This is a genomic window from Rhodococcus sp. KRD175 (assembly GCF_017168275.1).
Classification (GTDB): domain Bacteria; phylum Actinomycetota; class Actinomycetes; order Mycobacteriales; family Mycobacteriaceae; genus Rhodococcoides; species Rhodococcoides fascians.
In genome coordinates this window covers 303,200-325,859 of the sequence record NZ_JABFAQ010000002.1, presented here as the reverse complement: position 1 = coordinate 325,859, position 22,660 = coordinate 303,200, and the positions used below count along the sequence as shown (strand labels likewise).

23 protein-coding genes are annotated in these 22,660 nt (G+C 66.1%); 1 reads left to right on the top strand and 22 read right to left on the bottom strand.

Annotated elements, in window-relative coordinates:
- Window positions 1-95 precede the first annotated feature (95 nt).
- The 15 genes from metK to J1M81_RS02110 form a co-directional block, all read right to left on the bottom strand.
- Window positions 96-1,310 carry a methionine adenosyltransferase gene (gene metK / locus J1M81_RS02180; protein WP_032372472.1) on the bottom strand — a complete coding sequence of 405 codons (1,215 nt, stop codon included), beginning with the start codon at window positions 1,308-1,310 and terminating at the stop codon, window positions 96-98.
- Window positions 1,311-1,490: 180 nt separating this feature from the next.
- Window positions 1,491-2,744, bottom strand: a complete 1,254-nt coding sequence (gene coaBC / locus J1M81_RS02175) for a bifunctional phosphopantothenoylcysteine decarboxylase/phosphopantothenate--cysteine ligase CoaBC (RefSeq protein ID WP_032372473.1) — start codon at window positions 2,742-2,744, stop codon at window positions 1,491-1,493.
- A gap of 23 nt (window positions 2,745-2,767) precedes the next feature.
- Window positions 2,768-3,073, bottom strand: a complete 306-nt coding sequence (rpoZ, locus tag J1M81_RS02170) for a DNA-directed RNA polymerase subunit omega (RefSeq protein ID WP_008716576.1) — start codon at window positions 3,071-3,073, stop codon at window positions 2,768-2,770.
- A gap of 72 nt (window positions 3,074-3,145) precedes the next feature.
- Window positions 3,146-3,757: a guanylate kinase gene (gmk, locus tag J1M81_RS02165; protein ID WP_032372474.1), complete on the bottom strand. Its 612-nt coding sequence runs from the start codon at window positions 3,755-3,757 to the stop codon at window positions 3,146-3,148.
- Window positions 3,758-3,762: 5 nt separating this feature from the next.
- Complete coding sequence (gene mihF, locus J1M81_RS02160) at window positions 3,763-4,083, bottom strand: integration host factor, actinobacterial type (protein ID WP_206497522.1); 321 nt, start codon at window positions 4,081-4,083, stop codon at window positions 3,763-3,765.
- Window positions 4,084-4,288: 205 nt separating this feature from the next.
- Complete coding sequence (gene pyrF, locus J1M81_RS02155) at window positions 4,289-5,119, bottom strand: orotidine-5'-phosphate decarboxylase (protein ID WP_032372475.1); 831 nt, start codon at window positions 5,117-5,119, stop codon at window positions 4,289-4,291.
- Complete coding sequence (gene carB / locus J1M81_RS02150; RefSeq protein WP_206497521.1) at window positions 5,116-8,457, bottom strand: carbamoyl-phosphate synthase large subunit; 3,342 nt, start codon at window positions 8,455-8,457, stop codon at window positions 5,116-5,118. The genes pyrF and carB overlap by 4 nt, the downstream gene beginning before the upstream one ends.
- Complete coding sequence (gene carA / locus J1M81_RS02145) at window positions 8,457-9,698, bottom strand: glutamine-hydrolyzing carbamoyl-phosphate synthase small subunit (protein ID WP_371828006.1); 1,242 nt, start codon at window positions 9,696-9,698, stop codon at window positions 8,457-8,459. The genes carB and carA overlap by 1 nt, the downstream gene beginning before the upstream one ends.
- Window positions 9,584-10,090, bottom strand: coding sequence for a hypothetical protein (locus J1M81_RS02140; protein WP_032372477.1), 507 nt, complete (start codon window positions 10,088-10,090; stop codon window positions 9,584-9,586). Before J1M81_RS02140 ends, carA begins: the two co-directional genes overlap by 115 nt.
- Before the next feature lie 4 nt (window positions 10,091-10,094).
- Window positions 10,095-11,411: a dihydroorotase gene (locus J1M81_RS02135; protein WP_027496982.1), complete on the bottom strand. Its 1,317-nt coding sequence runs from the start codon at window positions 11,409-11,411 to the stop codon at window positions 10,095-10,097.
- Window positions 11,408-12,376: an aspartate carbamoyltransferase catalytic subunit gene (locus tag J1M81_RS02130; RefSeq protein WP_032372478.1), complete on the bottom strand. Its 969-nt coding sequence runs from the start codon at window positions 12,374-12,376 to the stop codon at window positions 11,408-11,410. Before J1M81_RS02130 ends, J1M81_RS02135 begins: the two co-directional genes overlap by 4 nt.
- On the bottom strand, window positions 12,373-12,960 hold the full coding sequence (pyrR, locus tag J1M81_RS02125) for a bifunctional pyr operon transcriptional regulator/uracil phosphoribosyltransferase PyrR (RefSeq protein ID WP_032372479.1): 588 nt from the start codon (window positions 12,958-12,960) through the stop codon (window positions 12,373-12,375). Before pyrR ends, J1M81_RS02130 begins: the two co-directional genes overlap by 4 nt.
- A 141-nt stretch (window positions 12,961-13,101) precedes the next feature.
- Window positions 13,102-13,656, bottom strand: a complete 555-nt coding sequence (gene nusB, locus J1M81_RS02120; protein ID WP_032370491.1) for a transcription antitermination factor NusB — start codon at window positions 13,654-13,656, stop codon at window positions 13,102-13,104.
- A gap of 1 nt (window position 13,657) precedes the next feature.
- Window positions 13,658-14,221 carry an elongation factor P gene (gene efp / locus J1M81_RS02115; RefSeq protein WP_027496978.1) on the bottom strand — a complete coding sequence of 188 codons (564 nt, stop codon included), beginning with the start codon at window positions 14,219-14,221 and terminating at the stop codon, window positions 13,658-13,660.
- A gap of 76 nt (window positions 14,222-14,297) precedes the next feature.
- Window positions 14,298-15,389, bottom strand: a complete 1,092-nt coding sequence (locus J1M81_RS02110) for a Xaa-Pro peptidase family protein (protein ID WP_032372481.1) — start codon at window positions 15,387-15,389, stop codon at window positions 14,298-14,300.
- 115 nt (window positions 15,390-15,504) lie between these two features.
- Between J1M81_RS02110 and J1M81_RS02105 the strand changes: the two genes are divergently transcribed.
- A complete protein-coding gene (locus tag J1M81_RS02105) occupies window positions 15,505-16,155 on the top strand; it encodes a B-4DMT family transporter (RefSeq protein ID WP_032372786.1) in 651 nt (216 codons plus the stop codon).
- 102 nt (window positions 16,156-16,257) lie between these two features.
- Here the strand turns inward: J1M81_RS02105 and aroB are convergent, their stop codons facing one another.
- The 7 genes from aroB to ruvX all read right to left on the bottom strand — a co-directional run bounded on the left by aroB (window position 16,258) and on the right by ruvX (window position 22,659).
- Window positions 16,258-17,370, bottom strand: coding sequence for a 3-dehydroquinate synthase (gene aroB / locus J1M81_RS02100; RefSeq protein WP_032372482.1), 1,113 nt, complete (start codon window positions 17,368-17,370; stop codon window positions 16,258-16,260).
- A 10-nt stretch (window positions 17,371-17,380) separates the two neighbouring features.
- A complete protein-coding gene (locus J1M81_RS02095) occupies window positions 17,381-17,935 on the bottom strand; it encodes a shikimate kinase (RefSeq protein ID WP_032372483.1) in 555 nt (184 codons plus the stop codon).
- Complete coding sequence (gene aroC / locus J1M81_RS02090) at window positions 17,932-19,119, bottom strand: chorismate synthase (RefSeq protein ID WP_206497520.1); 1,188 nt, start codon at window positions 19,117-19,119, stop codon at window positions 17,932-17,934. Before aroC ends, J1M81_RS02095 begins: the two co-directional genes overlap by 4 nt.
- Before the next feature lie 12 nt (window positions 19,120-19,131).
- Entirely contained in the window at window positions 19,132-19,719 is a 588-nt protein-coding gene (locus J1M81_RS02085) for a prepilin peptidase (RefSeq protein ID WP_080736532.1), read from the bottom strand.
- A 162-nt stretch (window positions 19,720-19,881) separates the two neighbouring features.
- Window positions 19,882-20,694 carry a shikimate dehydrogenase gene (locus tag J1M81_RS02080; protein WP_206497519.1) on the bottom strand — a complete coding sequence of 271 codons (813 nt, stop codon included), beginning with the start codon at window positions 20,692-20,694 and terminating at the stop codon, window positions 19,882-19,884.
- A 1-nt stretch (window position 20,695) separates the two neighbouring features.
- On the bottom strand, window positions 20,696-22,129 hold the full coding sequence (mltG, locus tag J1M81_RS02075; protein ID WP_206497518.1) for an endolytic transglycosylase MltG: 1,434 nt from the start codon (window positions 22,127-22,129) through the stop codon (window positions 20,696-20,698).
- Window positions 22,126-22,659, bottom strand: coding sequence for a Holliday junction resolvase RuvX (gene ruvX / locus J1M81_RS02070; RefSeq protein ID WP_206497594.1), 534 nt, complete (start codon window positions 22,657-22,659; stop codon window positions 22,126-22,128). The genes mltG and ruvX overlap by 4 nt, the downstream gene beginning before the upstream one ends.
- Window position 22,660 lies beyond the last annotated feature (1 nt).

Here is a 22,660-nt window from a genome sequence, read left to right as displayed (position 1 = left end):
CCTCCTTCTCGATCGTCACCCCACACTCGTCGTGGGAGCACCGAGCCGGTGCGAACAGGGTACGTGCGGCAGCATCGCTGCCGGAGTGGAGGGACCTACAGGCCTGCCGCATCCCGGAGCTTGTCGGCGCGATCGGTGGATTCCCACGGAAGATCGATGTCGGTACGTCCGAAGTGACCGTACGCGGCCGTCTGCGCGTAGATCGGGCGCAGCAGGTCGAGGTCGCGGATGATGGCACCGGGACGGAGGTCGAAGACCTCGCTGATCGCCGCCTGAATACGCGCGGGATCGGTCTTCTCGGTGCCGAACGTCTCGACGAACAGACCGACCGGTGCTGCCTTGCCGATCGCATAGGCCACCTGCACCTCGATGCGGTCGGCCAGACCGGCTGCGACCGCATTCTTGGCGACCCACCTCATTGCGTATGCGGCGCTGCGGTCGACCTTCGACGGGTCCTTGCCCGAGAATGCTCCGCCGCCGTGCCGAGCCATGCCGCCGTACGTGTCGACGATGATCTTTCGGCCGGTCAGACCGGCGTCTCCCATCGGACCACCCAGCACGAACTTTCCGGTGGGATTGACCAGCAACCGGACGTTCGAGGTGTCGAGAGTCGGTACGTCCAGCTCTGCGAGTACCGAGCCCAGGACCTTCTCGCGGATGTCGGGAGTGAGCAGGTTGTCGAGGTCGATGTCTGCTGCATGCTGCGTCGAGATCACGACGGTATCGAGACGAACGGCGTCGTCCCCGTCGTACTCGATGGTGACCTGAGTCTTGCCGTCCGGACGCAGATACGGCAGCACACCGCTCTTGCGAACCTCGGTCAGTCTCCGAGAAAGCCTGTGTGCCAACGCAATCGGCAGTGGCATGAGCTCGGGCGTATCGGTGTTGGCGTAGCCGAACATCAATCCTTGGTCGCCGGCACCCTGACGGTCGATCTCGTCGTCGGACAATCCTTCGACGCGGGCCTCGTGCGAATGGTCGACGCCCTGCGCGATCTCGGGTGACTGCGCGCCGATGGCGACGTTCACACCACAGGAGTTTCCGTCGAATCCCTTGGCGGACGAGTCGTATCCGATCTCGAGCACCTTCTCGCGCACGATCTTCGGGATGTCGGCGTAGGCGGTGGTGTTCACCTCACCTGCGACGTGGACCTGGCCCGTGGTGACGAGCGTCTCCACCGCCACTCGGGCTCGCGGATCCTCGGTGAGAAGAGCGTCGAGGATGGAATCGCTGATGGCGTCACAGATCTTGTCTGGATGACCTTCTGTAACGGACTCGCTGGTGAAAAGCCGACTACCGGACTTGCTCACGGACTTCCTCTCGACGCATGTTCTTGCCCGACCCGACGGCTGATGCCGGCCGAGCACTCCACGAAAATTGATGTTCCCTCGGTGTTATCGCCCCTGTGGGAGCCACGCAAACCTTTACGGCGCTGTCGCCCTGGTACCCAGAACGCTAGCTGCTACGACATCGATCGTGCACCCTCGACATCAGCGGGTGTCCGAAGTGGGCCGCGTATCGCGGGAGCGAAGCATCTGGGCGACCGAATCCAACACCCTGCTGGCGAGCAGAGCTTTCGAGCCCTCCCCCAGCGCGGCCTCGGAGCCGTCGGACCCCAACAACCAGCCGTCGTTGTGGTCGACCTCGAAGGCCTTGCCGTCACCCACCGCATTGACGACGAGCAGATCGCAGCCTTTGCGTTCGAGCTTGGCTCGCGCGTAGGTGAGCACGTCACCGTCGGCGTCGCCCGTCTCGGCGGCGAATCCGACGATCACCGTCGACGATCGGACGTCTCCGCTGTGCCGAGCCGACACGAGACCGGCGAGGATGTCGTCGTTGCGGACCAGAGGGATCGACGACGGTTCGTTCGAGCCCTTCTTGATCTTGCTGCTCGCGATGGACTCGGGTCTGAAGTCGGCGACCGCAGCCGCCATCACCACTGCGTCGACGTCGGTCGCATACGAGCGCACCGCGTCCTGCATATCGGACGCGGTCTTCACGTGGACCACATCGACCGCCGCGGGTGCCTCGAGGTCGCTGGTGTACCCGGCGATCAAGGTCACGTGGGCACCGCGCTGGGCTGCGACGCGAGCCAACGCGTACCCCTGCTTGCCGGAACTCCGATTCCCCAGAAAACGAACGGGATCGAGGGGTTCCCGCGTACCACCGGCCGAGATCAGAATTCGCCGTCCCTCGAGATCGCGCGGCATCGCGTCCGCACGTTCGGTCAGCAGCATGGCGAGAGCGAAAATCTCCTCGGGCTCGGGCAGTCGGCCCGAACCGGTGTCGCGTCCGGTCAACCGGCCGGACGCAGGCTCGATCACCTGGGTACCGCGCGATCGGAGCGTGGTGACGTTCGCGACGGTGGCCGGGTGTTCCCACATCTCCGTGTGCATGGCCGGGGCCAACACGACGGGGCACCGAGCGGTCAGCAACGTCGCGGTGAGCAGATCGTCCGCCCGCCCGCCCGCGATTCGAGCCATCAGGTCCGCGGTGGCCGGCGCGACGACGACGAGATCCGCTTCCTGCCCCAGCCGGACGTGCGGCACCTCGGGCACATCGGCGAACACGCCGGTGTGCACCGGCTGGCCGGACAATGCCTCGAATGTTGCGCGGCCGACGAATTCGAGCGCCGACGCAGTCGGAATCACTCGAACCTGATGGCCGTTCTCGGTGAATTTTCGAATGAGCGCACAACTCTTGTAGGCGGCGATACCGCCGCCTACTCCGACGACCACATGCACGTCAGGTGTCCCCTGTCGGGTTCTTATTCGCCTTCGGTGTGCTCGAGGAGGTCTGCGTGAATCTCGCGAAGCGCGATGGACAGCGGCTTTTCCTGCAGACCGGGCTCGACCAGCGGTCCCACGTATTCGAGGATTCCGTCACCGAGCTGGTTGTAGTAGTCGTTGATCTGGCGTGCACGCTTGGCTGCGTAGATGACGAGGGCGTACTTCGACGAGGTGCGCGCGAGCAATTCGTCGATGGGTGGATTGGTGATGCCGAGCGGCGTGTCGTAGGCCGGCAGAGCGCTGCGTCCGTCGAAGTCGGAAACGGCCGCTGAAGTGCTGCTCACTGATGATCTCCTGAAATTGCATCGTTGGTGCTACGAACTAGCTGGTCGGGGCCTCGTGCGCCGTGAATATGGTCAGCTGTTACCGACCGACGACCTACCGACCAACAAGGATACCAACTGTTCGCACGAATGGTCGACATCGGTATTGACAACGACCGTGTCGAACTCGTCCTGTGCCGCCAATTCCACCCTCGCCGTTTCCAGCCGCCGCTCGGTGGCGGCGCTCTCCTCCGTCGCTCGACCTACCAGACGAGAGACCAGGTCTTCCCACGTCGGCGGTGCCATGAACACCAGCAGGGCTTCCGGCTTGGACACCCGAACGGCACGCGCACCGGCCAGATCGAGCTCGAGCAGCACCGGACTGCCGGCTTCCAGAGCGGCGTCCACTGCGGCTGCAGGGGTTCCCGACCGCTGCAGGCCGCCGTGGATACTCGCCCACTCCAACAGCTCACCGTCGGCGATCATCCGGTCGAACTCCTCGGACGACACGAAGTGGTAGTCCTGACCATCCACCTCGCCGGGCCGCGGCGATCGCGTCGTGACCGACACACTGAAGACCAGCTCCGGTAGCGCCGCGCGCACGAGCCGAACGACACTGGACTTGCCGACGCCGGAAGGGCCGGACAGCACCACCAACCGGCCCCGCTTCTTCTCCGGCGCGGACGTCGCCGCAGTGTCACTCACCGTCGTCAGGCCTCGAAATCGAACTTCGTCAACAGCGCTTTGCGCTGCCGATCCCCGAGTCCGCGCAGTCGACGAGTGGGCGCGATCTCCAACTCCGTCATCAGCTCCGCGGCCTTGACCTTGCCCACCTTCGGCAACGCCTCGAGCAATGCGGATACCTTCATCTTGCCGAGAATCTCGTCCGTCTCGGCGTCCTTGAGAACCTGCTTGAGGTCGGTGCCGCCGCGCTTGAGGCGCTCCTTGAGCTCGGCGCGAGCCTTGCGGGCGCTAGCTGCCTTCTCGAGGGCAGCAGCGCGCTGCTCGGGGGTCAACTGGGGAAGGGCCACTGTCGGTTCCTCCGTCTTCTCGTTTCGGGGCGAGCGACCGGTCCGATCAGGATCGGTACGCCGCTCATCGGTAGGTGCCTGCCGAGGACCATCCGTGCAGGGGTTCCCGGTCGATTCGCATTGTCGTCGGCAGCGTTAGCGACCGTACCGACGACGGGCGCTCACCGCTAACCCACCCCCACACGCTCGCCGACGCGACCATGGACTATGCGAGACCCGCTTCGATCTCGTCACGCAACTGCGTCGCCGCCGCACGCAACGCCGTCACCGACGGACCCGCCGCCAGCACACTCCGAGAGGAGTTCGGCAACAGCAGCTCTCGGCAATCACGGAAGATCTCTGCCAGATCGTTCACCGTGGCACCTTGGGCACCCAAGCCGGGCGCGAGCACCGGCCCGCGGTAGCCCGACAGATCGAGGCCGTGATCGCGGGTGGCGCCGACCACCAGGCCCACCGTGTCCGCATCGACACGGTTGCGCGCAGCCGCCGCGTCGACGATCGACTGCGCAACGGACCCACCCGTCGACATCGACGCGTGCTGCAGCGCGGAACCTTCCGGATTCGACGTCCGGGCAAGGACGAACACACCGCGGTCGTTTGCGACAGCTCGGTCGATCGCCGCACCCAACGAGTCGAACCCCAGGTACGGCGACACCGTGACGGCATCGGACGACAACGGAGAACCCGGCTCCAGCCACGCCTGCGCGTACGCATCCATCGTCGTTCCGATATCGCCGCGCTTGGCATCGGCGATCACCAACGTGCCTGCGTCCCGCAACACCCCGACAGTGCGCTCGAGAACCGCATAGCCGGCTGAACCGTACGACTCGAAGAACGCCACCTGAGGCTTGACGACAGCCACCTCACCGACGAACGCCTCCACACACAGCTCGGCGAAGACCTCGAGACCGTCCGCCGAGCGCGGCAGGTCCCACGCCTCGAGCAGAGCCGGATGCGGATCGATGCCGACGCACAGCCGACCGCGCGCGGCGACCGCTGCCCGGAGCCGGTCCGACCAACTGTGGTGATGACTCACGGCAGAACCAGGCCTTCCTTCAGACCCGCATGCAGATCCTGCAGGGAACGAACACCGATTCCACCGGCGATGGCGGCCTCGATGCCCTGCACTGCGGCCGACGCACCCTGCACCGTGGTGATGCACGGAATGTTCTGCGCCACAGCGGCAGAACGGATTTCGTATCCGTCGACGCGGGGACCGGAGTTGCCGTACGGGGTATTGATGACCATCGCGATGTCGCCGGCCAGGATGCGGTCGACGATCGTCTGCTCACCCTCCGGGACATCCTCGCCCGACTGCTTGTACACCTGCTCGCACTTGATTCCGTTGCGCCGCAACACATCTGCGGTTCCTTCGGTGGCCAGGATGTCGAACCCGAGATCGGCGAGTCGTTTCACCGGGAAGATCAACGACCGCTTGTCCTTGTTCGCCACCGACACGAATACTGCACCGCCGGCGGGCAGCGAACCGTACGCGGCGGTCTGACTCTTGGCGAAGGCAGTGCCGAAATCGAAGTCGATACCCATCACCTCACCGGTGGACTTCATCTCCGGGCTGAGCAGTGTGTCGACGCCGGTTCCGTCCGCGCGGCGGAACCTGTTGAACGGCAACACCGCTTCCTTGACGGCGATAGGCGCACCCGCCGGGACGGTGCCACCGTCTCCGGTCTCCGGCAGGATTCCCGCAATCCGAAGTTCGGCGATGCTCTCCCCCAACATCACTCGGGCGCAGGCCTTCGCCAGCTGCACGGCCGTCGCCTTGGACACGAACGGCACCGTCCGGCTGGCCCGAGGGTTGGCCTCGAGGACGTACAGAATGTCGTCCTTGAGGGCGTACTGCACGTTCAGCAGGCCCTGGACACCGATTCCCTTCGCGAGGGCTTCGGTCGATCGACGCACGTTCTCCAAGTCGGTCTTGCCGAGCGTGATCGGCGGGAGCGCACATGCGGAGTCGCCGGAGTGGATGCCGGCCTCCTCGATGTGCTCCATGATGCCGCCGATGTACACCTCGGTGCCGTCGCACAGCGCGTCGACGTCGATCTCCACGGCATCTTCCAGGAACCGGTCGACCAGCACCGGTCGGTCGTCCGAGATCTCCGTCGCATTGGAGATGTAGGTCGCCAGGGATGCCTCGTCGTAGACGATCTCCATACCGCGTCCGCCCAGCACGTACGACGGGCGCACCAACACCGGGTAACCGATTCCTGCGGCGATCTCACGCGCCCCGTCGAACGTCGTCGCGGTGCCGTACTTGGCTGCCGGCAGTCCTGCCGCGTCCAGTACCTTGCCGAACTCTCCGCGGTCCTCGGCGAGGTCGATGGCCTCGGGAGAGGTTCCGACGATGGGTACGCCTGCGGCTTTCAGTCGCTTCGCCAGACCGAGCGGGGTCTGTCCGCCCAGCTGCACGATGACCCCGCGCACCGTTCCCGACGCCGCCTCGGCCCGGTACACCTCGAGCACGTCCTCGAACGTCAGCGGCTCGAAGTACAGGCGATCGGCGGTGTCGTAGTCGGTGGAGACGGTCTCGGGGTTGCAGTTGACCATGACCGTCTCGTAGCCGGCCTCGGACAGCGTCAGCGCCGCGTGCACACAGCTGTAGTCGAATTCGATGCCCTGACCGATGCGGTTGGGACCGGATCCGAGGATCAGGACCTTGGGCCGGTCCGGCTGCGGGGCAACCTCGGTCTCGGCTTCGGGGTCGAGCTCGTAGGTGCCGTAGTGGTACGGGGTCTTGGCCTCGAACTCCGCCGCACAGGTGTCGACAGTCTTGTAGACCGGGTGCACACCGAGCTCGTCGCGCAGCGCCCGCACTCCGTCCTCACCGTCGAGTTCGGGTCGCAGAGCGGCGATCTGGCGATCGGACAGACCGTGGTACTTGGCCTGACGCAGCAGCGCCTCGTCGAATTCGGCCGCCTCGCGAACCTGGACGCCGAGTTCGTGGATCTGCTGGAACTGGTCGAGAAACCACGGGTCGATCTTGGTCGCCTCGAACAGCTGCTCGGGGGTGGCACCGAGAGCGAAGGCCTTCTCGATCCCGTACATCCGACCGTCCTGCGGAACGGACAGGTCCTTCAGCAACGCGTCCAGACTTTCTGCCTCGACCTCAGGGCCGGTCCAGTAGCCCGCGCGCTTGGTTTCGAGCGAGCGCATCACCTTGCCGAAGGCCTCGGTGAAGTTGCGGCCGATGGACATCGCCTCGCCGACGGACTTCATCGTCGTGGTCAGCGTGCCGTCGGCACCGGGGAACTTCTCGAACGCGAATCGCGGTGCCTTGACCACCACGTAGTCCAGCGTCGGCTCGAAGCAGGCCGGCGTCTCCTTGGTGATGTCGTTGACGATCTCGTCGAGGGTGTACCCGATGGCCAGCTTGGCGGCCATCTTGGCGATCGGGTAGCCCGTGGCCTTGGACGCCAGAGCCGACGAGCGTGACACGCGCGGGTTCATCTCGATGACGACCAGTCGGCCGTCGGCCGGATCCATGGCGAACTGGATGTTGCAGCCACCGGTGTCGACGCCCACCTCGCGCAGGATGTCGATGGAGAGGTCGCGCATCTTCTGGTACTCGCGGTCGGTCAGCGTCATCGCGGGCGCAACGGTGACCGAGTCACCGGTGTGCACGCCGACCGGGTCGACGTTCTCGATGGAACAGACGATGACCACGTTGTCGCGGCCGTCACGCATGAGCTCGAGCTCGTATTCCTTCCAGCCGAGGATGGACTCCTCGATCAGCACGTTGGCCGTCGGGGACGCCGCCAGGCCGCCTCCCGCGATCCGAGTCAGGTCCTCGTCGTTGTAGGCCAATCCCGAACCGAGCCCACCCATCGTGAACGACGGCCGGACGACGACCGGGAAACCGAGCTCGGCGACGGTCTCGCGTACCTCGTCCATCGTGTAGCAGACGGCCGACTTGGCGGATTCTCCACCGACCTTGGCGACGATGTCCTTGAACTTCTGTCGGTCCTCGCCGCGCTGGATCGCGTCGAAGTCGGCACCGATCAGTTCGACGCCGTACTTGGTGAGAATGCCCTGATCGTGCAGAGCGACAGCAGCATTGAGAGCCGTCTGTCCGCCCAGGGTCGCGAGTACGGCCTGGATGGGGTGGCCCTGCTCGGCCTCGCGAGCGAAGATCTTCTCGATGAACTCCGCGGTGATCGGCTCGACGTACGTCGCGTCGGCGAACTCCGGGTCGGTCATGATCGTGGCCGGGTTCGAGTTGACGAGGCTGACCCGCAGGCCTTCCTCACGAAGCACTCGACACGCCTGGGTGCCGGAGTAGTCGAACTCGCAGGCCTGGCCGATGACGATCGGGCCGGATCCGATGACCAGGACGTGGTTCAGGTCTGTGCGGCGTGGCATTACTTCTTCTCCTGAAGGACGCTGGTGAAACGGTCGAAGAGGTAGGCGGCGTCGTGCGGGCCGGCCGCGGCCTCGGGGTGGTACTGCACCGAGAAGGCGCTGCCGCCGATCAGCTCGACGCCCTCGACGGTGCCGTCGTTGGCGCAGGTGTGGCTGATTCGTGCTCGACCGAAGTCGGTGTCGAACTCCTCGCCGGCTTCACCTTCGAGTGCGAACCCGTGATTCTGCGCGGTAATCGCGATGCGACCGGTGGTGTGCTCGATGACCGGGATGTTCATGCCGCGGTGGCCGAACTTCATCTTGTACGTGCCGCGACCCAGTGCCCGCCCGAAGATCTGGTTGCCGAAGCAGATGCCGAACAGCGGCAGCTCTCGTTCGAGTACCTGCCTTGTCAGCGCGACACTCGTGTCTGCCGTGGCCGGGTCTCCCGGGCCGTTGGACAGGAACACACCGTCCGGGTTCAGTTCGAGAACCTGCTCGATGCTGGTGTTCGACGGCACCACGTGCACGCGGATACCGCGCTCGGCGAACATTCGTGGAGTGTTGGTCTTGATGCCGAGATCGACTGCCACGACGGTGAATCGAGCGTCGCCGGTCGGTTCGATGGTGTACCCGGCACCGGTGGTCACCTCGCCGGCGAGATCCGCGCCGAGCATGGACTGCTGACCGGTCACCTGCTCGAGCATCTCTTCAGAGGTGCCAAGGGCGTCGCCCGAGAACACTCCCGCCCGCATCGAACCGCGCGTACGCAGGTGCCGAACCAGGGCACGCGTGTCGATTCCGGCGATGCCGACGACGTTCTGCGCCTCGAGCTGGTCTTGCAGCGTTCCGGTCGAGCGCCAGCTCGACGTCCGGCGCGCTGGATCTCGAACGACGTAACCGGCGACCCAGATCTTGTTGGGATCCTGGGCACTGGCCGCCTCGCCGTCCTCCTGGTTCCAGCCGGTGTTACCGATCTGCGGAGCCGTGGCCACCACGATCTGGCGGTGGTAGCTCGGATCGGTCAGCGTCTCCTGGTATCCGGTCATACCGGTGCAGAAGACGGCTTCGCCGAGCGTGCGTCCCTGGGCCCCGAACGTGGTGCCGCGGAACGTCCGGCCGTCCTCCAGAACAAGAACTGCGCTGCTCACGCGGTTTCCTCCTTGGTTTCTCCGGTGAAACCCTCTGTCCACACCGGGTAGATCTGCTTGTCGTCGGCCCTGAAGCCGGTGTCTATCTCGGTCCCCGTCGGCAACTCCCATCGGATCACCAGGAGACCGTCCTTGGTCATGACCTTGCCCGCGAGTCCGCGCTCGGTACGGATCGCCCGGATCGATTCGTTCGGAATCCAGATGGGTGACTCGCCGTCCCGATCGAGGAGGATTCCCTTCTCGTGTCGTGACAGCTCGCCGGTGGCGCGGTGGCCGATGTCGCCCACGGCGATCCGGTCCTGCCAACTCGGCGCAATGGTGCTGCCGACGTAGAGCCCGGTGGCCGGCTGGATTCGGTTGGCACCCAGGTCGTCCGGCACGGCCGGGAACTCGCCGATGCGTCCTTCCTGACGCTTCTGACGCCCGCGCCAACCCCGGAAGATCAGCGCGATCATCAGCGCCCAGAACAGGATGAAGCCGATGACGATGAGAACTCTGTCCACGGCTCTACTCCCCTGCCCTGTTCGCCACGACTCCGTCGCGGACGGTGATACGTCCACGGAAGACGGTCGTGGTCACCTTGGACGAGAAGCTCATGTCCTCGAACGGTGTGTTGTGTGCGACGCTGGCGAGCTTCTTGCCCGACACCGTCCAGTCGGCCTTCGGATCGACCAGCGTCAGGTTGGCGATTTCGCCCACCTCGATCGGACGGCCCTGATCGGCCAGGCCGACGATCTCGGCCGGACGTTCGCTCATGACCCTCGCCACACCGCGCCAGTCCAGCAGACCCGGGTTCACCATCGTGTCGACGACGATCGACAGCGCGGTCTCCAGTCCGAGCATCCCGGGCCGCGCGATGGAGAACTCACAGCACTTGTCCTGCTCGGCATGCGGTGCGTGATCGGTTGCCACGCAATCGATCACGCCGTCGGCAAGACCCCTGCGCAACGCGTCCACGTCGGACTTCTCGCGCAACGGCGGGTTCACCTTGTTGACGGCGTCGTACGTCTCCAGACGCGAGTCGTCGAGGAGCAGGTGATGGGGCGTTACCTCGGCGGTGATCGAAATTCCCTGCCCCCGAGCCCATTTCAGCAACTCGACGGTGCCGGCAGTGGAGGCATGGCAGATGTGCACCCGCGCATTCGCGTCCCGAGCGAGCAGGGCATCGCGCGCGACGATCGATTCCTCGGCGGCACGGGGCCATCCGGTGAGACCGAGCCGGGCGGCGTTGGGACCCTCGTGAGCGACCGAACCGACGGTCAATCGCGGTTCTTCCGCATGCTGGGCGATCAACACTCCGAGCGAACTCGAGTACTCCAGTGCGCGACGCATGATCAAGGGATCGTCGACGCAGTGGCCGTCGTCGGAGAACATCTTGACCCGACCGACCCCGGCAGCCATCGTGGCCATCTCGGCCAGCTGCTTGCCTTCGAGCCCCACGGTGACGGCCCCGACGGGGTGCACGTCGACGAGCCCGACTTCCTGTCCGCGGCGCCACACATGGTCGGTCACGACGACCGAATCCGCGACCGGCGAGGTGTTGGCCATGGCGAACACGGCGGTGTACCCGCCCAGAGCGGCTGCGGCGGAGCCGGATTCGATGGTCTCGGTGTCTTCCCGACCGGGCTCCCGCAGATGGGTGTGCATGTCGACGAATCCGGGCAGCAGAACCTGGCCGCGCGCCTCGACCACGTCGGCACCGTCGGCGTCGACGTCAGGCCCGATCTCGACGATCTCCTCGCCAGTGATCAGGACGTTCGTTTCGGGGCCCTCGCCGTACAGCAGGACTCCACGCAGCAGTACCGACGGTGCCGGAGCGGTCATGATGCTCCCCCGTCCGAACCGACCAGCAATCGGAACAGGACTGCCATCCGCACGTGAACTCCATTCGTAACCTGTTGCAAGACTGCAGTTTTGGGTGAGTCAGCCACCGAGGACGCGATCTCCATACCGCGCAGCATCGGCCCCGGATGCAGCACCACGGCGTGCTCGGGCAGCAAGTCGAGTCGGCGCTGCGAAAGCCCGTACGTGATCGAGTACTCCCGCGCCGACGGAAAGAACCCGCCGTTCATCCGCTCGGCCTGCACCCGAAGCATCAACACCGCGTCCAACCCGGGTAGCTCGGCATCGATGTCGTGCGAGACCCGAACCGGCCAGCCCTCGACACCGACCGGCAGCAGAGTCGGTGGCGCTACCAGCACGACGTCGGCTCCGAGGGTGGACAGGAGAATCGCGTTCGATCGCGCTACCCGGCTGTGCAGAACATCGCCGACGATCGCGATCCGGCGACCGGAGATATCGCCCAGGCGTTGCCGAACCGTCAGGGCATCGAGTAGCGCCTGAGTGGGGTGTTCGTGGGTACCGTCGCCCGCATTGATGACCGCAGGACCGGCACCAGCGGAACGACCATCGAGACCAGCGCCTTGGTCGGCGGTCCACCGGGCGATCTGGTGCGCGGCACCGGACGCAGGGTGGCGGACGATGAGTGCGTCGGCACCGGCCGCACGCAGGGTCATCGCAGTGTCGCGGAGGGACTCCCCCTTGGATACCGACGAACTGCTGGCGCTGACGTTGATCACGTCGGCACTCATCCATTTGCCCGCGACCTCGAACGACACCCGTGTTCGGGTGGAGTTCTCGAAGAAGACGGTCATGATCGTCCGGCCGCGCAATGTCGGCAGCTTCTTGACCTCGCGACCGAGCAGTGCCTGCTCGAAACGTTCGGCCTCGTCGAGTAGTTCGGTGGCGGATTCTGCGGTGAGGTCGGCGACCGACAGCAGGTGTTTCATCGCGTCGATCCTCCCTCGGACAAGCTGACGCCATCCCGCCCGTCGTGCTCGGAGAGCAGCACCGAGACGTCCTCGGAGCGGGCCGTGGGCACGTTCTTGCCCACGTAATCCGCCCGGAGGGGAAGTTCGCGGTGGCCGCGATCGATCAGGACCGCGAGTTGGACGGCGCGAGGGCGTCCGACATCGCGCAGCGCGTCGAGCGCCGAGCGGACGGTACGGCCGGAAAACAGCACGTCGTCGACCAGAACGACCAGGGCATCGTCGACTCCGCCGGTCGGCACCGAGGTGCGTTCGAGTGGACGGTGCGGCTTGTTGCGCAGATCGTCGCGGTACAGGGTGATGTCGAGCGAGCCGAGCGGGGGCCGCACGCCGGAGAACGCCTCGATACGTTCGGCGAGACGCTCGGCCAGAGTGGTACCGCGAGTGGGAATGCCCAGCAGCACGACACGCGGCGAGTCGGGAGCGTCGAGCGCGGTCTTCTCGATGATCTGGTGAGCCATACGAGAGATGGTCCGACCTACATCGGCTGCGGACAGCAACTCGCGGACGGCAGAATCGGCGGATGAACTTTCGGGCGCAGGCAAACTACGACCTCCTTCTCCGCCTCTCTGGACGGATCGTTAAAGGATGTCTGGCACTAGAACTGCGTAAAGCCTAGCAACGCTCTGCGAACCGGACCCACCAGGCTCGCAGAGCGTTCGGTCACACTGCCGTGGACGGGTGTGTCACTGATCGGAGTCGACCGTCGCATCGTCCGGGCCTGCGGCCTGGGGACGCGACGACACAGCTGCCGCAGCGGCGCGAACCTGCGGTGCCACGAGCACGATCTGGCCGAGTACACCGTTGACGAAGCCCGGCGAATCGTCGGTGGACAGCTGCTTGGCCAGCTCGACGGCCTCGTCGACAGCAACGACCGGTGGGACGTCGGTGGCGTGGAAGAGCTCCCACACCGCGACCCGCAAGATCGCCCGATCGACTGCGGGCAGGCGGCCGATCGTCCAATCCTTGAGATGATCGGCGATCACGCCGTCCAGTCGGTCCAGGTTCTCTGCCACCCCCTCGACCAGCGTGGAGGTGTACTCACTGACCGGTGCGATCGTGTCGTCGCCGCGCGCGAGTTCGATCCGTTCGCTGGTCAGATTCACCGGGTCGACGTTGCGCGCTTCTGCCTCGAACAGGAAATCCACGGCACGCTTGCGGGCCTTGTGGCGCGCACCCAGCTTCTTCGCGCCGGGGACGCCGTTCTGCGAACCGGAGGATGTCGACTTCTTCGATGACACGTTAGGAGTTCACACGCCCGAGGTAGTTGCCGTCACGGGAATCGACCTTGAGCTTGTCGCCGGTGTTGATGAACAACGGCACCGAGATCTCGGCTCCGGTCTCGAGCGTGGCCGGCTTGGTGCCACCGGTCGAGCGGTCTCCCTGCAGGCCGGGGTCTGTGTGCTTGACCTCGAGCTCGACGGTGACGGGCAGCTCGACGTACAGCGGGACGCCCTCGTGCATCGCGACCTGGACGCGAAGGTTCTCGAGCAGGAATCGCGCGCCGTCGCCGACGGTCGCCTCACCGATGGAGAGCTGATCGTAGGTGTCGGCATCCATGAACACGTAGTCGCTACCGTCGTGGTAGAGGTACGTCATGTCGCGTCGGTCGACCGTTGCGGTCTCGACCTTCACACCGGCGTTGAACGTCTTGTCTACGACCTTGCCCGACAGCACGTTCTTGAGCTTGGTTCGCACGAACGCAGGCCCCTTACCGGGCTTGACGTGCTGAAATTCGATGATCGACCACAGCTGGTTCTCCAGGTTGAGAACCAGTCCGTTCTTGAAATCGCTGGTGGAAGCCACTTGCTTCGCGTCTCCTCAATCGTTTGTGCGCGTGACGCGCCGTCGGTCACGTGCGGGATTCGCTCCCGCCCGCGCGCTAGACGGACGTGAGTTCCTTGCTTGTCAGGGTGAGCAGTTCCGGACCCTCGTCGCGAACGACGAGTGTGTCCTCGATCCGAACGCCGCCGCGGCCGGAGAAGTAGACACCCGGTTCGACGGTGACCGCTGCACCGCTCAGCAGTGTACCGGTGCTCGACTTCGCGATTCCCGGCGCTTCGTGAATTTCGAGGCCGACTCCGTGACCGAGCCCGTGCAGGAAGTACTCGCCGTACCCTGCCTCCTCGATGACCGACCGCGATGCGGCGTCGACCGAAGCGGTCTCGATACCGGGTGCCAGCGCCTCGCGACCTGCGGCCTGCGACCGCTGCACCAGTTCGTACAGCTCGCGCTGCCACTGCGCCGGCTCGCCGATGACGAAGGTGCGCGTCATGTCCGAGTGGTACCCGGCCACCAGCGCGCCGAAGTCCAGCTTCACGAAGTCCCCCTCGGCCAGTACGGCGTCGGTCGGCCGGTGATGCGGCACCGCGGAGTTCGCCCCGGCGGCAACGATGGTCTCGAACGAGACGGCGTCGGCACCGTGATCGAGCATCAGCGATTCGAGCTCGCGAGCCACCTCACGCTCGGTCCGGCCCGCGCGAATCCCGCCGCCGCTCAGAAGCTCGGCGAGCGCGTCGTCGGCGGCGCGGCACGCGTCTCGAAGCACACCCACCTCGTACTCGTCCTTGACCATGCGCAGCGATTCCACGACTCCCGGCGCACGCACCAGTTCGAGGCCGCCGTCGAGCTCGGCCCACGCCCGATGGGCGTCGACCGTGACCACATGACTCTCGAAGCCGACACGGGTGCCGCGACCGGAAATACCGGAACCGAGCAGGTGCAGCGCCGACGGGCGGTCGATCTCTGCGCGCAGATCGGGAACCTGCTCGGCGACCTGGGTGACGTAGCGGCCGTCGGTGCAGATCACTGTTCGCTCGTCACCTCCGGTCGACACGAGCAGCGCGGCATTCGAGCCGGTGAAGCCGGTCAGGTAGCGCACATTGAGCAGGTCGGTGATCAGAATCGAGTCGAGGCCGTCCTGGGTCAACAGCTCTCGCAAGGCACCGCGGCGGGCGCCGAAATCAGCAGACATGTTCCCGACATTACTGGTCGGCCGTCAACGGATCGGGAGCCTCGGCTGCGCCGCCCCCACTGCGAACCTGTGGGCCCCGACACACAATCGGCCACGTGCGGATATGCTGTGCCGCATGACTGGGTGGGCAGTGCGTGGCATAGGTATGGCTTTGATCAACGTCGTCGCTCGACTGCTGCTGGGGGCAGCGGTGTCGATGTGGCCTCTGAGCGGTTCGGCGCTGCGATGGGTGGCGTATGCCCTCGTCGTGCTCGTCATCGCCGTCTGGGCCGGCATCGACGGGATCCGCGACCGACGCAGGAACCCCGACCCGGACAAGGGCGAGGACCTGACGATGGTCTGGCTGAAGGCTGCTGTGGTCGGCGGACTGCTCGCCGGATTGCTCAGTTGGATCATCGATTTCTTCGTCGACTTCAGCCTGGGTCAGAACGGACTGATCTTCGAGCTGACCTCGGGCGCAGCGTTCACGATCCTGACGGTGTTCGTCGTCGCGAGCATCGCGATGTTCGTCGGCAGGCAGATCGTCAACCGCGAGGCGAAGAAGAAGTTGGCCACCTCCGACGCCGAGCGAGCACACGAGCGCCAGCTGGTGAACGCGGGCTCGGCCGAGCAGGCGGACCGGGCGGGCACGCGGTCGCAGGCCGAACCGCAATGGGCACCCGAGCACGGCGAGGCCGACACCGAGGTGTTCTCGGCTGTCGACGCCGACGGCAAGCCCCGGATGGACAAGCGCGGCAACCGTCGCGGGAGCGCCGACGCCTCCTGATCCACGCGACACACGTCCAACGGGCGGTGGTCGATGCAGTGTTTGCATCGACCACCGCCCGTTGTGTGTTCGGAGTGTGTCCCAGGCCTACAACACCCGGATCTACAACATGATGGCGGAACCACCGGCCGCCGGAGCCTCGCGCCCCACAGCCGAGAAAGCCGCGACGAGCAGAGCCGGATCCGGGCCCTCGAGTCGACCGGGCTTGGCCAATCCGTCCAGGACGACGAATCGAAGCAAGCCTGCGCGGTTCTTCTTGTCCGTCTGCATTCCCTTGAGCAGATCCGCGAACGCGTGCTCGTCGTAGGTCACCGGCAGGCCGACCGATTCGAGAATCGCCCGATGGCGGTCCGCGGTCGCGTCGTCGAGCCGGCCCGCCAGACGACCGAGCTCGGCGGCAAACACGAGCCCGACCGACACCGCAGCTCCGTGCCGCCAGCGATACTGCTCGCGTCGCTCGATGGCGTGGGCGAGGGTGTGCCCGTAGTTCAGGATCTCCCGTAGATTCGATTCCCGCAGATCGGCGGCCACGACCCTGGCCTTGACTTCCACGGACCGTCTGATGAGCTCCGGCAGTACGTCGCCGGTCGGATCGAGCGCCGCAGCGGGGTCTGATTCGATGATGTCCAGAATCACCGGGTCGGCGATGAAGCCGGTCTTGATCACCTCGGCCAGGCCCGACACGATCTCGTTCTTCGGCACGGTCTCGAGTGTCGCGAGGTCGACCAGCACCGCGGCCGGTTCGTGGAACGAGCCGACCAGGTTCTTGCCGGCATCGGTGTTGATTCCGGTCTTTCCACCGACGGCGGCGTCGACCATGGCCAGCAGAGTCGTCGGAACGTGGACGATTCGAACGCCGCGCATCCACGTCGCCGCCACGAAACCGGCGAGATCGGTGGCCGCGCCGCCGCCGAGCGAGACGATGGCGTCACTTCTGGTCAGGCCGATGCGTCCCAGCACCTCCCAGCAGAATCCGGCGACCGCGAGGTCCTTGCCGTCCTCGGCGTCCGGAACTTCGATGCGGTGTGCATCGATCCCCTTGTCCGCCAATGCAGCTCGCACTGCTTCGGCCGTCTCGGCCAGGGGTGGCTGATGGAAGATCGCGACCGTCGCGGTTCCGGCGAGCTCGTCGACGAGGTCCGTCAACAGGCCTCGGCCGATGATCACCGGGTACGGGTTGGCACTCTCGACCTGGACGCGTACGGGCTCTGTCATCGAATCACCTTCATCTACTGGGGGTTTCGTCGTTCACTTCGCGAACGGGCACCGGTGCGAGAGCAGTGAGCTTGGCCACCAACTGATTCACGACTCGGGCCGGACTACGACTGTCCGTCCGCACTCGCACGGTGGCAACCGAGCGATAGAGGGGGCGGCGGTGACGCATCAATTCCTGGTACTTGGCGCGCGGGTCCGGGCCCGCGAGCAGTGGCCGAGACGTGTTGGCTCCAGTTCGCCGAAGCCCCTCCGACACACTGATTTCCAGATAGACCACAGTGTGCGCGGCGAGCAGCTTTCGGGTTGCAGCCGACAATACGGCTCCGCCGCCGAGGGAAAGAATGCCGTCGTGCGAGGCCAGGGCATCGGCGACGATCCGCTCTTCGATCTCGCGAAATGCAGGCTCACCGTCGTGCGAGAAGATATCGGCGATGGTTCGCCCGGCTTTTCGTTCGATGGCCACGTCGGTATCGAACAGATCCAGATTCAACGCCTGGGCCAGTCGCCGTCCGATGGTCGATTTTCCTGCACCCGGCGGTCCGACGAGGACCGCGTACGGGCTCATCGCGGAGGTCGGGCGGCGGTGCCCTTCACGTAGTGGTCGACGTTGCTCGTCGTCTCCGCCAGCGAATCCCCACCGAACTTCTCCAACGCTGCCTGCGCGAGTACAAGGGCAACCATCGTCTCCGCCACGACTCCGGCGGCCGGAACAGCGCACACGTCCGAGCGCTGGTGGATGGCAACCGCTTCGTCGCCGGTCGACATGTCCACCGTCGACAGCGCGCGGGGAACCGTGGAGATGGGCTTCATCGCGGCGCGCACCCGCAGAGCCTCACCGTTGGTCATTCCGCCTTCGATCCCGCCCGCGCGGTTCGTCGAGCGGAGAATTCCGTCGGGCCCTGGCTTGATCTCGTCGTGTGCGACACTGCCGCGTCGGCGCGCGGTCTCGAAACCGTCGCCCACCTCGACACCCTTGATCGCCTGGATGCCCATCAGCGCAGCCGCCAGTCTGGCGTCGAGCTTGCGTTCACCCGAGACGAACGAGCCGAGGCCGACCGGCAGTCCGTGCACGACGACCTCGACGATGCCGCCGAGGGTGTCGCCGTCTTTCTTGGCGGCTTCGATCTCGGCGATCATGGACTCCTCGGCGGCCTTGTCGAAGGCCCGCACCGGAGACTCGTCGATGGCATCGATGTCCGCGCCCGCGGGCGGCGGGCCGACGTAGGGATCCGAGGCACCGATGGAGATCACGTGCGAGACGACGTCGATGCCGAACGCCTGCTTCAGGAACAGCCGCGCGACCGTTCCGATCGCCACCCGCGCCGCGGTCTCACGCGCACTGGCACGCTCGAGCACCGGACGTGCGTCGTCGAAGCCGTACTTGAGCATCCCGGAGAAATCGGCATGCCCGGGTCGTGGTCGAGTCAGTGGAGAGTTACGGGCCAGATCGGCGAGGACGGCCTCGTCGACGGGGTCGGCCGACATCACCTGTTCCCACTTCGGCCATTCGGTGTTGCCGACCTCGATCGCCACCGGCCCGCCCATGGTCCGGCCGTGACGAACGCCGCCCGTGAGGGTCACCTTGTCCGCTTCGAACTTCATGCGGGCACCGCGGCCGTAACCGAGGCGACGGCGAGCGAGTTGGCGAGCAATGTCGTCCGAGGTCACCTCGACTCCCGCGACCATTCCTTCGAGGATGGCGACGAGAGCGGGTCCGTGGGATTCTCCGGCAGTTATCCAGCGCAGCACTCGAACATCTTTTCACGCCGTGGCCGCCGCAACTGCCAGCAGGGTGGCCGCGCACATCGACGGCCCGTGCGCGATGCGCGCACAGGGGTATCCGCAGGCCGCCGCGACCGACCCCACCACGGCTGTGGCCACCGGCGCCGCCAACGCCGCGACGGTCCACCCGGCTGTACCGCCCAGGCAAGCGATCGAACCCACCGACCAGGCGAGCTTGACGTCACCCGCGCCGAACGCCCTCGGCGCACCGAGATGAACCACGAGGTAGATGCCGAACAGCAGCCCGCCGCCCAGCAGAGCCTGAGCTGAACCCGTCGCCACCAGCACTGCCGGAACCACGACCGCACCGGGAACGGTCAACACGTTCGGCAGCCGGCGACACCCCAGATCGACGGCGATCAGCGCAGCGAACCACCACGTCAGTACGCACCAGGTGATCAGCCCCCACGACGCGGCATGCGGGCTGTCCCCGAATCTCCACCACGCCCACCCGGATCCGAGGACACACAGCGCCGGTAGAAGACGCGGCTGCCATCGACGCAACACGACGCGCAGCACCACACCGACCACAGCACCGACCGTGACAGCAACACCCAGACTCCACATGGCTCGAAGCGTCGCACCGAGACGAACCGAGTCGCGCGCACAATCCAGGTCACGAAAAGACCTGTGGACAACCGCCACCCTGTGAACAACCGTCGCCCTGTGCACAGCCGATGATCGACGGGTGCCGATGGAGGTTGCCAGTCGGTCGACCACAGAACGCGGCTACCGAACGACGCCGAGCGCCTCTCGCATGGCCGATCGTGGTGCCGGCATACCGGTGAATTGCTCTACCTGCCCGTAGGCCTGGTTGAGCAGCATCGACAGTCCGCTGATGACGGTTCCGCCGGCGTCGTCGACCGCAGCGGCGAGTGCGGTCGGCCAGGGGTCGTAGATCGCATCGAGTACGACGGGTGCCCGGCCGAGAGCGGCCGCGAAGGGGGCAACCCCGGCTGCGGGGACGGTGCTGACCAGCACGGCCGACGCCGCTGCGACGTCGGCGAGCCCGGGATCGGTGAACTGTGCGAAGTCGGCGCGGAGCCCGGCGGCCACCGCGCACCCGAGAGTGGCCGTCGCACGATCGGCCGATCGAGCAACCACCGTGACCGACGCGGCACCCAGTGTTGCCAGGGCCACGATCGCGGGTCTCGACGTACCTCCTGCACCCACCACCGTCACGGCGGCACCGGTCAGATCGTCGATTCCAGCATCTCGCAGTGCGCCGACGACACCGTCCACGTCCGTGCAGTCCGCCCGCCATCCCGACGCCGTCCGCAGCAGAGTGTTGGCCGACCCGGCCAGGACGGCGCGTTCGGTACGTTCCGACGCGTACGTCAGAGCAGCGACTTTGCCGGGCATCGTCACCGACACGCCGACCCAATCCGGCCCGAAACCGTCGACCAGTCCGGGAAGTTGCTCGGCAGTGCACTCGATACGGTCGTAGGTCCACTCGTCGAGGCCGAGGGCGCGGTAGGCCGCCCGATGGAGCACCGGTGACTTCGAGTGCTCGATCGGGCTGCCGAGTACGGCGGCACGCATGTCAGCGGCCGCTGTCGAGGAATCCGGCTTCCACCTTGCCGATGTTGGCCAGGTGCTCGTCGTAACTGCGGGTGAACAGCGTCTCCCCAGCCTGGTTGATGGTCACGAAGTACAGCCAGTCTCCGTCGGCCGGCATCTCGACGGCCTGTACCGCACCGATGCTCGGGGACGAGATCGGAGTGGCGGGCAGCCCTTCGCTGGCATAGGTGTTCCAGGGCGTCACCGTGGCGCGATCGGCGTCGGTGGTGGCCACCTCGGTGGTGTCGAGCGAGTAGTTCACCGTCGAGTCGAATTCGAGCTTCTGCGGCACCGCGAGACGGTTGAGGATCACCCGCGCCACTTTGCTGAAGTCCTGTGGCAGGGATTCACGCTCCACCAACGAGGCCGCGACGAGTGTGTCGTACGGGGTAAGTCCGGAGTTGCTGCCCGCGGTGAGGATTCCGGTGTCCTCGTACCGGGTGGCGCTCTCGGACACCAGTTGTTTCAGGATGTCCGCAGGAGCGGCGCTGGGATCGAAGTCCCACGTTCCGGCGGCGATCAGACCTTCGAGCTGGCGGTCTCGGTCCGGCACGCCCTCGACGCGGTCGGTTGCCCACTGCGGCACTCCCAGGGCCGCCGGATCGTCGACTGCTCCTGCTGCGTTGAGATCGTCGTAGCTGATGCACGTCGGACTGCCACTGCCGGTCCGATCCACGCAGCTGGCCTCGGAAATCAAGGTATAGATCCCCTTCTTGACCGAACCGGTGTTGACGTCTCTCGCGTCGTGGAGTTGACGCCCCTCCGAGATGACCATGTTTCCCACCCGCGAGGCAGGATCCACCAGCTCCTCGACCGCGCGGGAAGCCGGAACACCGCTGGTGAGCAGGTAGAAGCCCGGCTGGACCGACGTGATCGCATTGTTCTGCAGCGCAGCTTCGAGGAACGCTCCGGAACTCGCCACCACGCCCTTGTTCGCAGCCTCGGTACCAATTTGCTGGGCGGTGTCGTTGGGATGGACCTGAATCACGACTCCGTCACCGGACGAACCGGCCGCGAAGTCCTCGTTCGGTGTCGTTCGATTCCCGAACTTGTTCACTGCGAAGTACCCCCCTCCTGCCACGGCGACGACCAACAGCAGCCCGAGAACCAGGGCGACGACTCGGCCACGACGCTTCCGGCTGGACGCAGCGCGTTCCCTGCGACCGGCGGCGCGGCTCCGACCCACGGCCTGCGGCATCGCTCCGGCATCCGGGTCGACTACCGGGCCGCCGCCGGCCTCGCGATCCGCACGACGGGTGCCCTGCGTATGCGGTTCACTGCGTTGCGGCGGCCGGGACCGATTCATACTCCGGTGGAACTCACTGCCCTCGTCCACGCGATACCCGATCGGATCGGTGTGGGCCTCGTCCGGGGCCACCCGCCGTCGACCCCGATCATCGGACCCATGGTTGCTCACTCGTCGACCTCCGTCGATCCTGAATTCGTCGTTGCTCGGTGCGCCGCGGCCCGTCGTTCGTCGAGCCAACCCTGCAGTATCGCTACCGCGGCGGCCTGGTCGATGACCGATCGCTGATCCTTCGCGCGCACACCACTCTCCCGTAAGGCACGCGACGCGCTCACCGTAGTCAGTCTCTCGTCCGCCATGCGAATCGGCACGTCGCCCAACCTCCTGTGCAGAGAACGGCCGAATCTCTCCGCCGCGTCGACTGCACTTCCACGTTCACCGCGCAACGTCCGAGGCAGTCCGATGACGACCTCGACGGCCTCGTACTCGGCAATGATCTCCGCCACCCGGACGACGTCCGGCGCATCGGGCCCCTTGACCTTGGACCGCGGCACCGTTTCGACGGGCGTCGCGAGGACACCGTCGGGGTCGGACGACGCGATGCCGATGCGAACGCTCCCGACGTCGATGCCGATGCGTCGGCCGCGGCCCGGATCGTCGACGCCGGGTCGATCGGGGCCTCGCCCCTGAGTCGGCACGATC

Coding starts and splice junctions, on each gene's coding strand:
- aroB (WP_032372482.1), bottom strand. CDS start 17,370: ATGACAGAGCCCGTACGCGTCCAGGTCGAGAGTGCCAACCCGTACCCG.
- carB (WP_206497521.1), bottom strand. CDS start 8,457: ATGCCACGCCGCACAGACCTGAACCACGTCCTGGTCATCGGATCCGGC.
- J1M81_RS02110 (WP_032372481.1), bottom strand. CDS start 15,389: ATGTCTGCTGATTTCGGCGCCCGCCGCGGTGCCTTGCGAGAGCTGTTG.
- J1M81_RS02095 (WP_032372483.1), bottom strand. CDS start 17,935: ATGAGCCCGTACGCGGTCCTCGTCGGACCGCCGGGTGCAGGAAAATCG.
- J1M81_RS02135 (WP_027496982.1), bottom strand. CDS start 11,411: ATGACCGCTCCGGCACCGTCGGTACTGCTGCGTGGAGTCCTGCTGTAC.
- J1M81_RS02130 (WP_032372478.1), bottom strand. CDS start 12,376: ATGAAACACCTGCTGTCGGTCGCCGACCTCACCGCAGAATCCGCCACC.
- J1M81_RS02080 (WP_206497519.1), bottom strand. CDS start 20,694: ATGCGTGCCGCCGTACTCGGCAGCCCGATCGAGCACTCGAAGTCACCG.
- J1M81_RS02105 (WP_032372786.1), top strand. CDS start 15,505: ATGACTGGGTGGGCAGTGCGTGGCATAGGTATGGCTTTGATCAACGTC.
- carA (WP_371828006.1), bottom strand. CDS start 9,698: ATGGGAGTTGCCGACGGGGACCGAGATAGACACCGGCTTCAGGGCCGA.
- J1M81_RS02085 (WP_080736532.1), bottom strand. CDS start 19,719: ATGTGGAGTCTGGGTGTTGCTGTCACGGTCGGTGCTGTGGTCGGTGTG.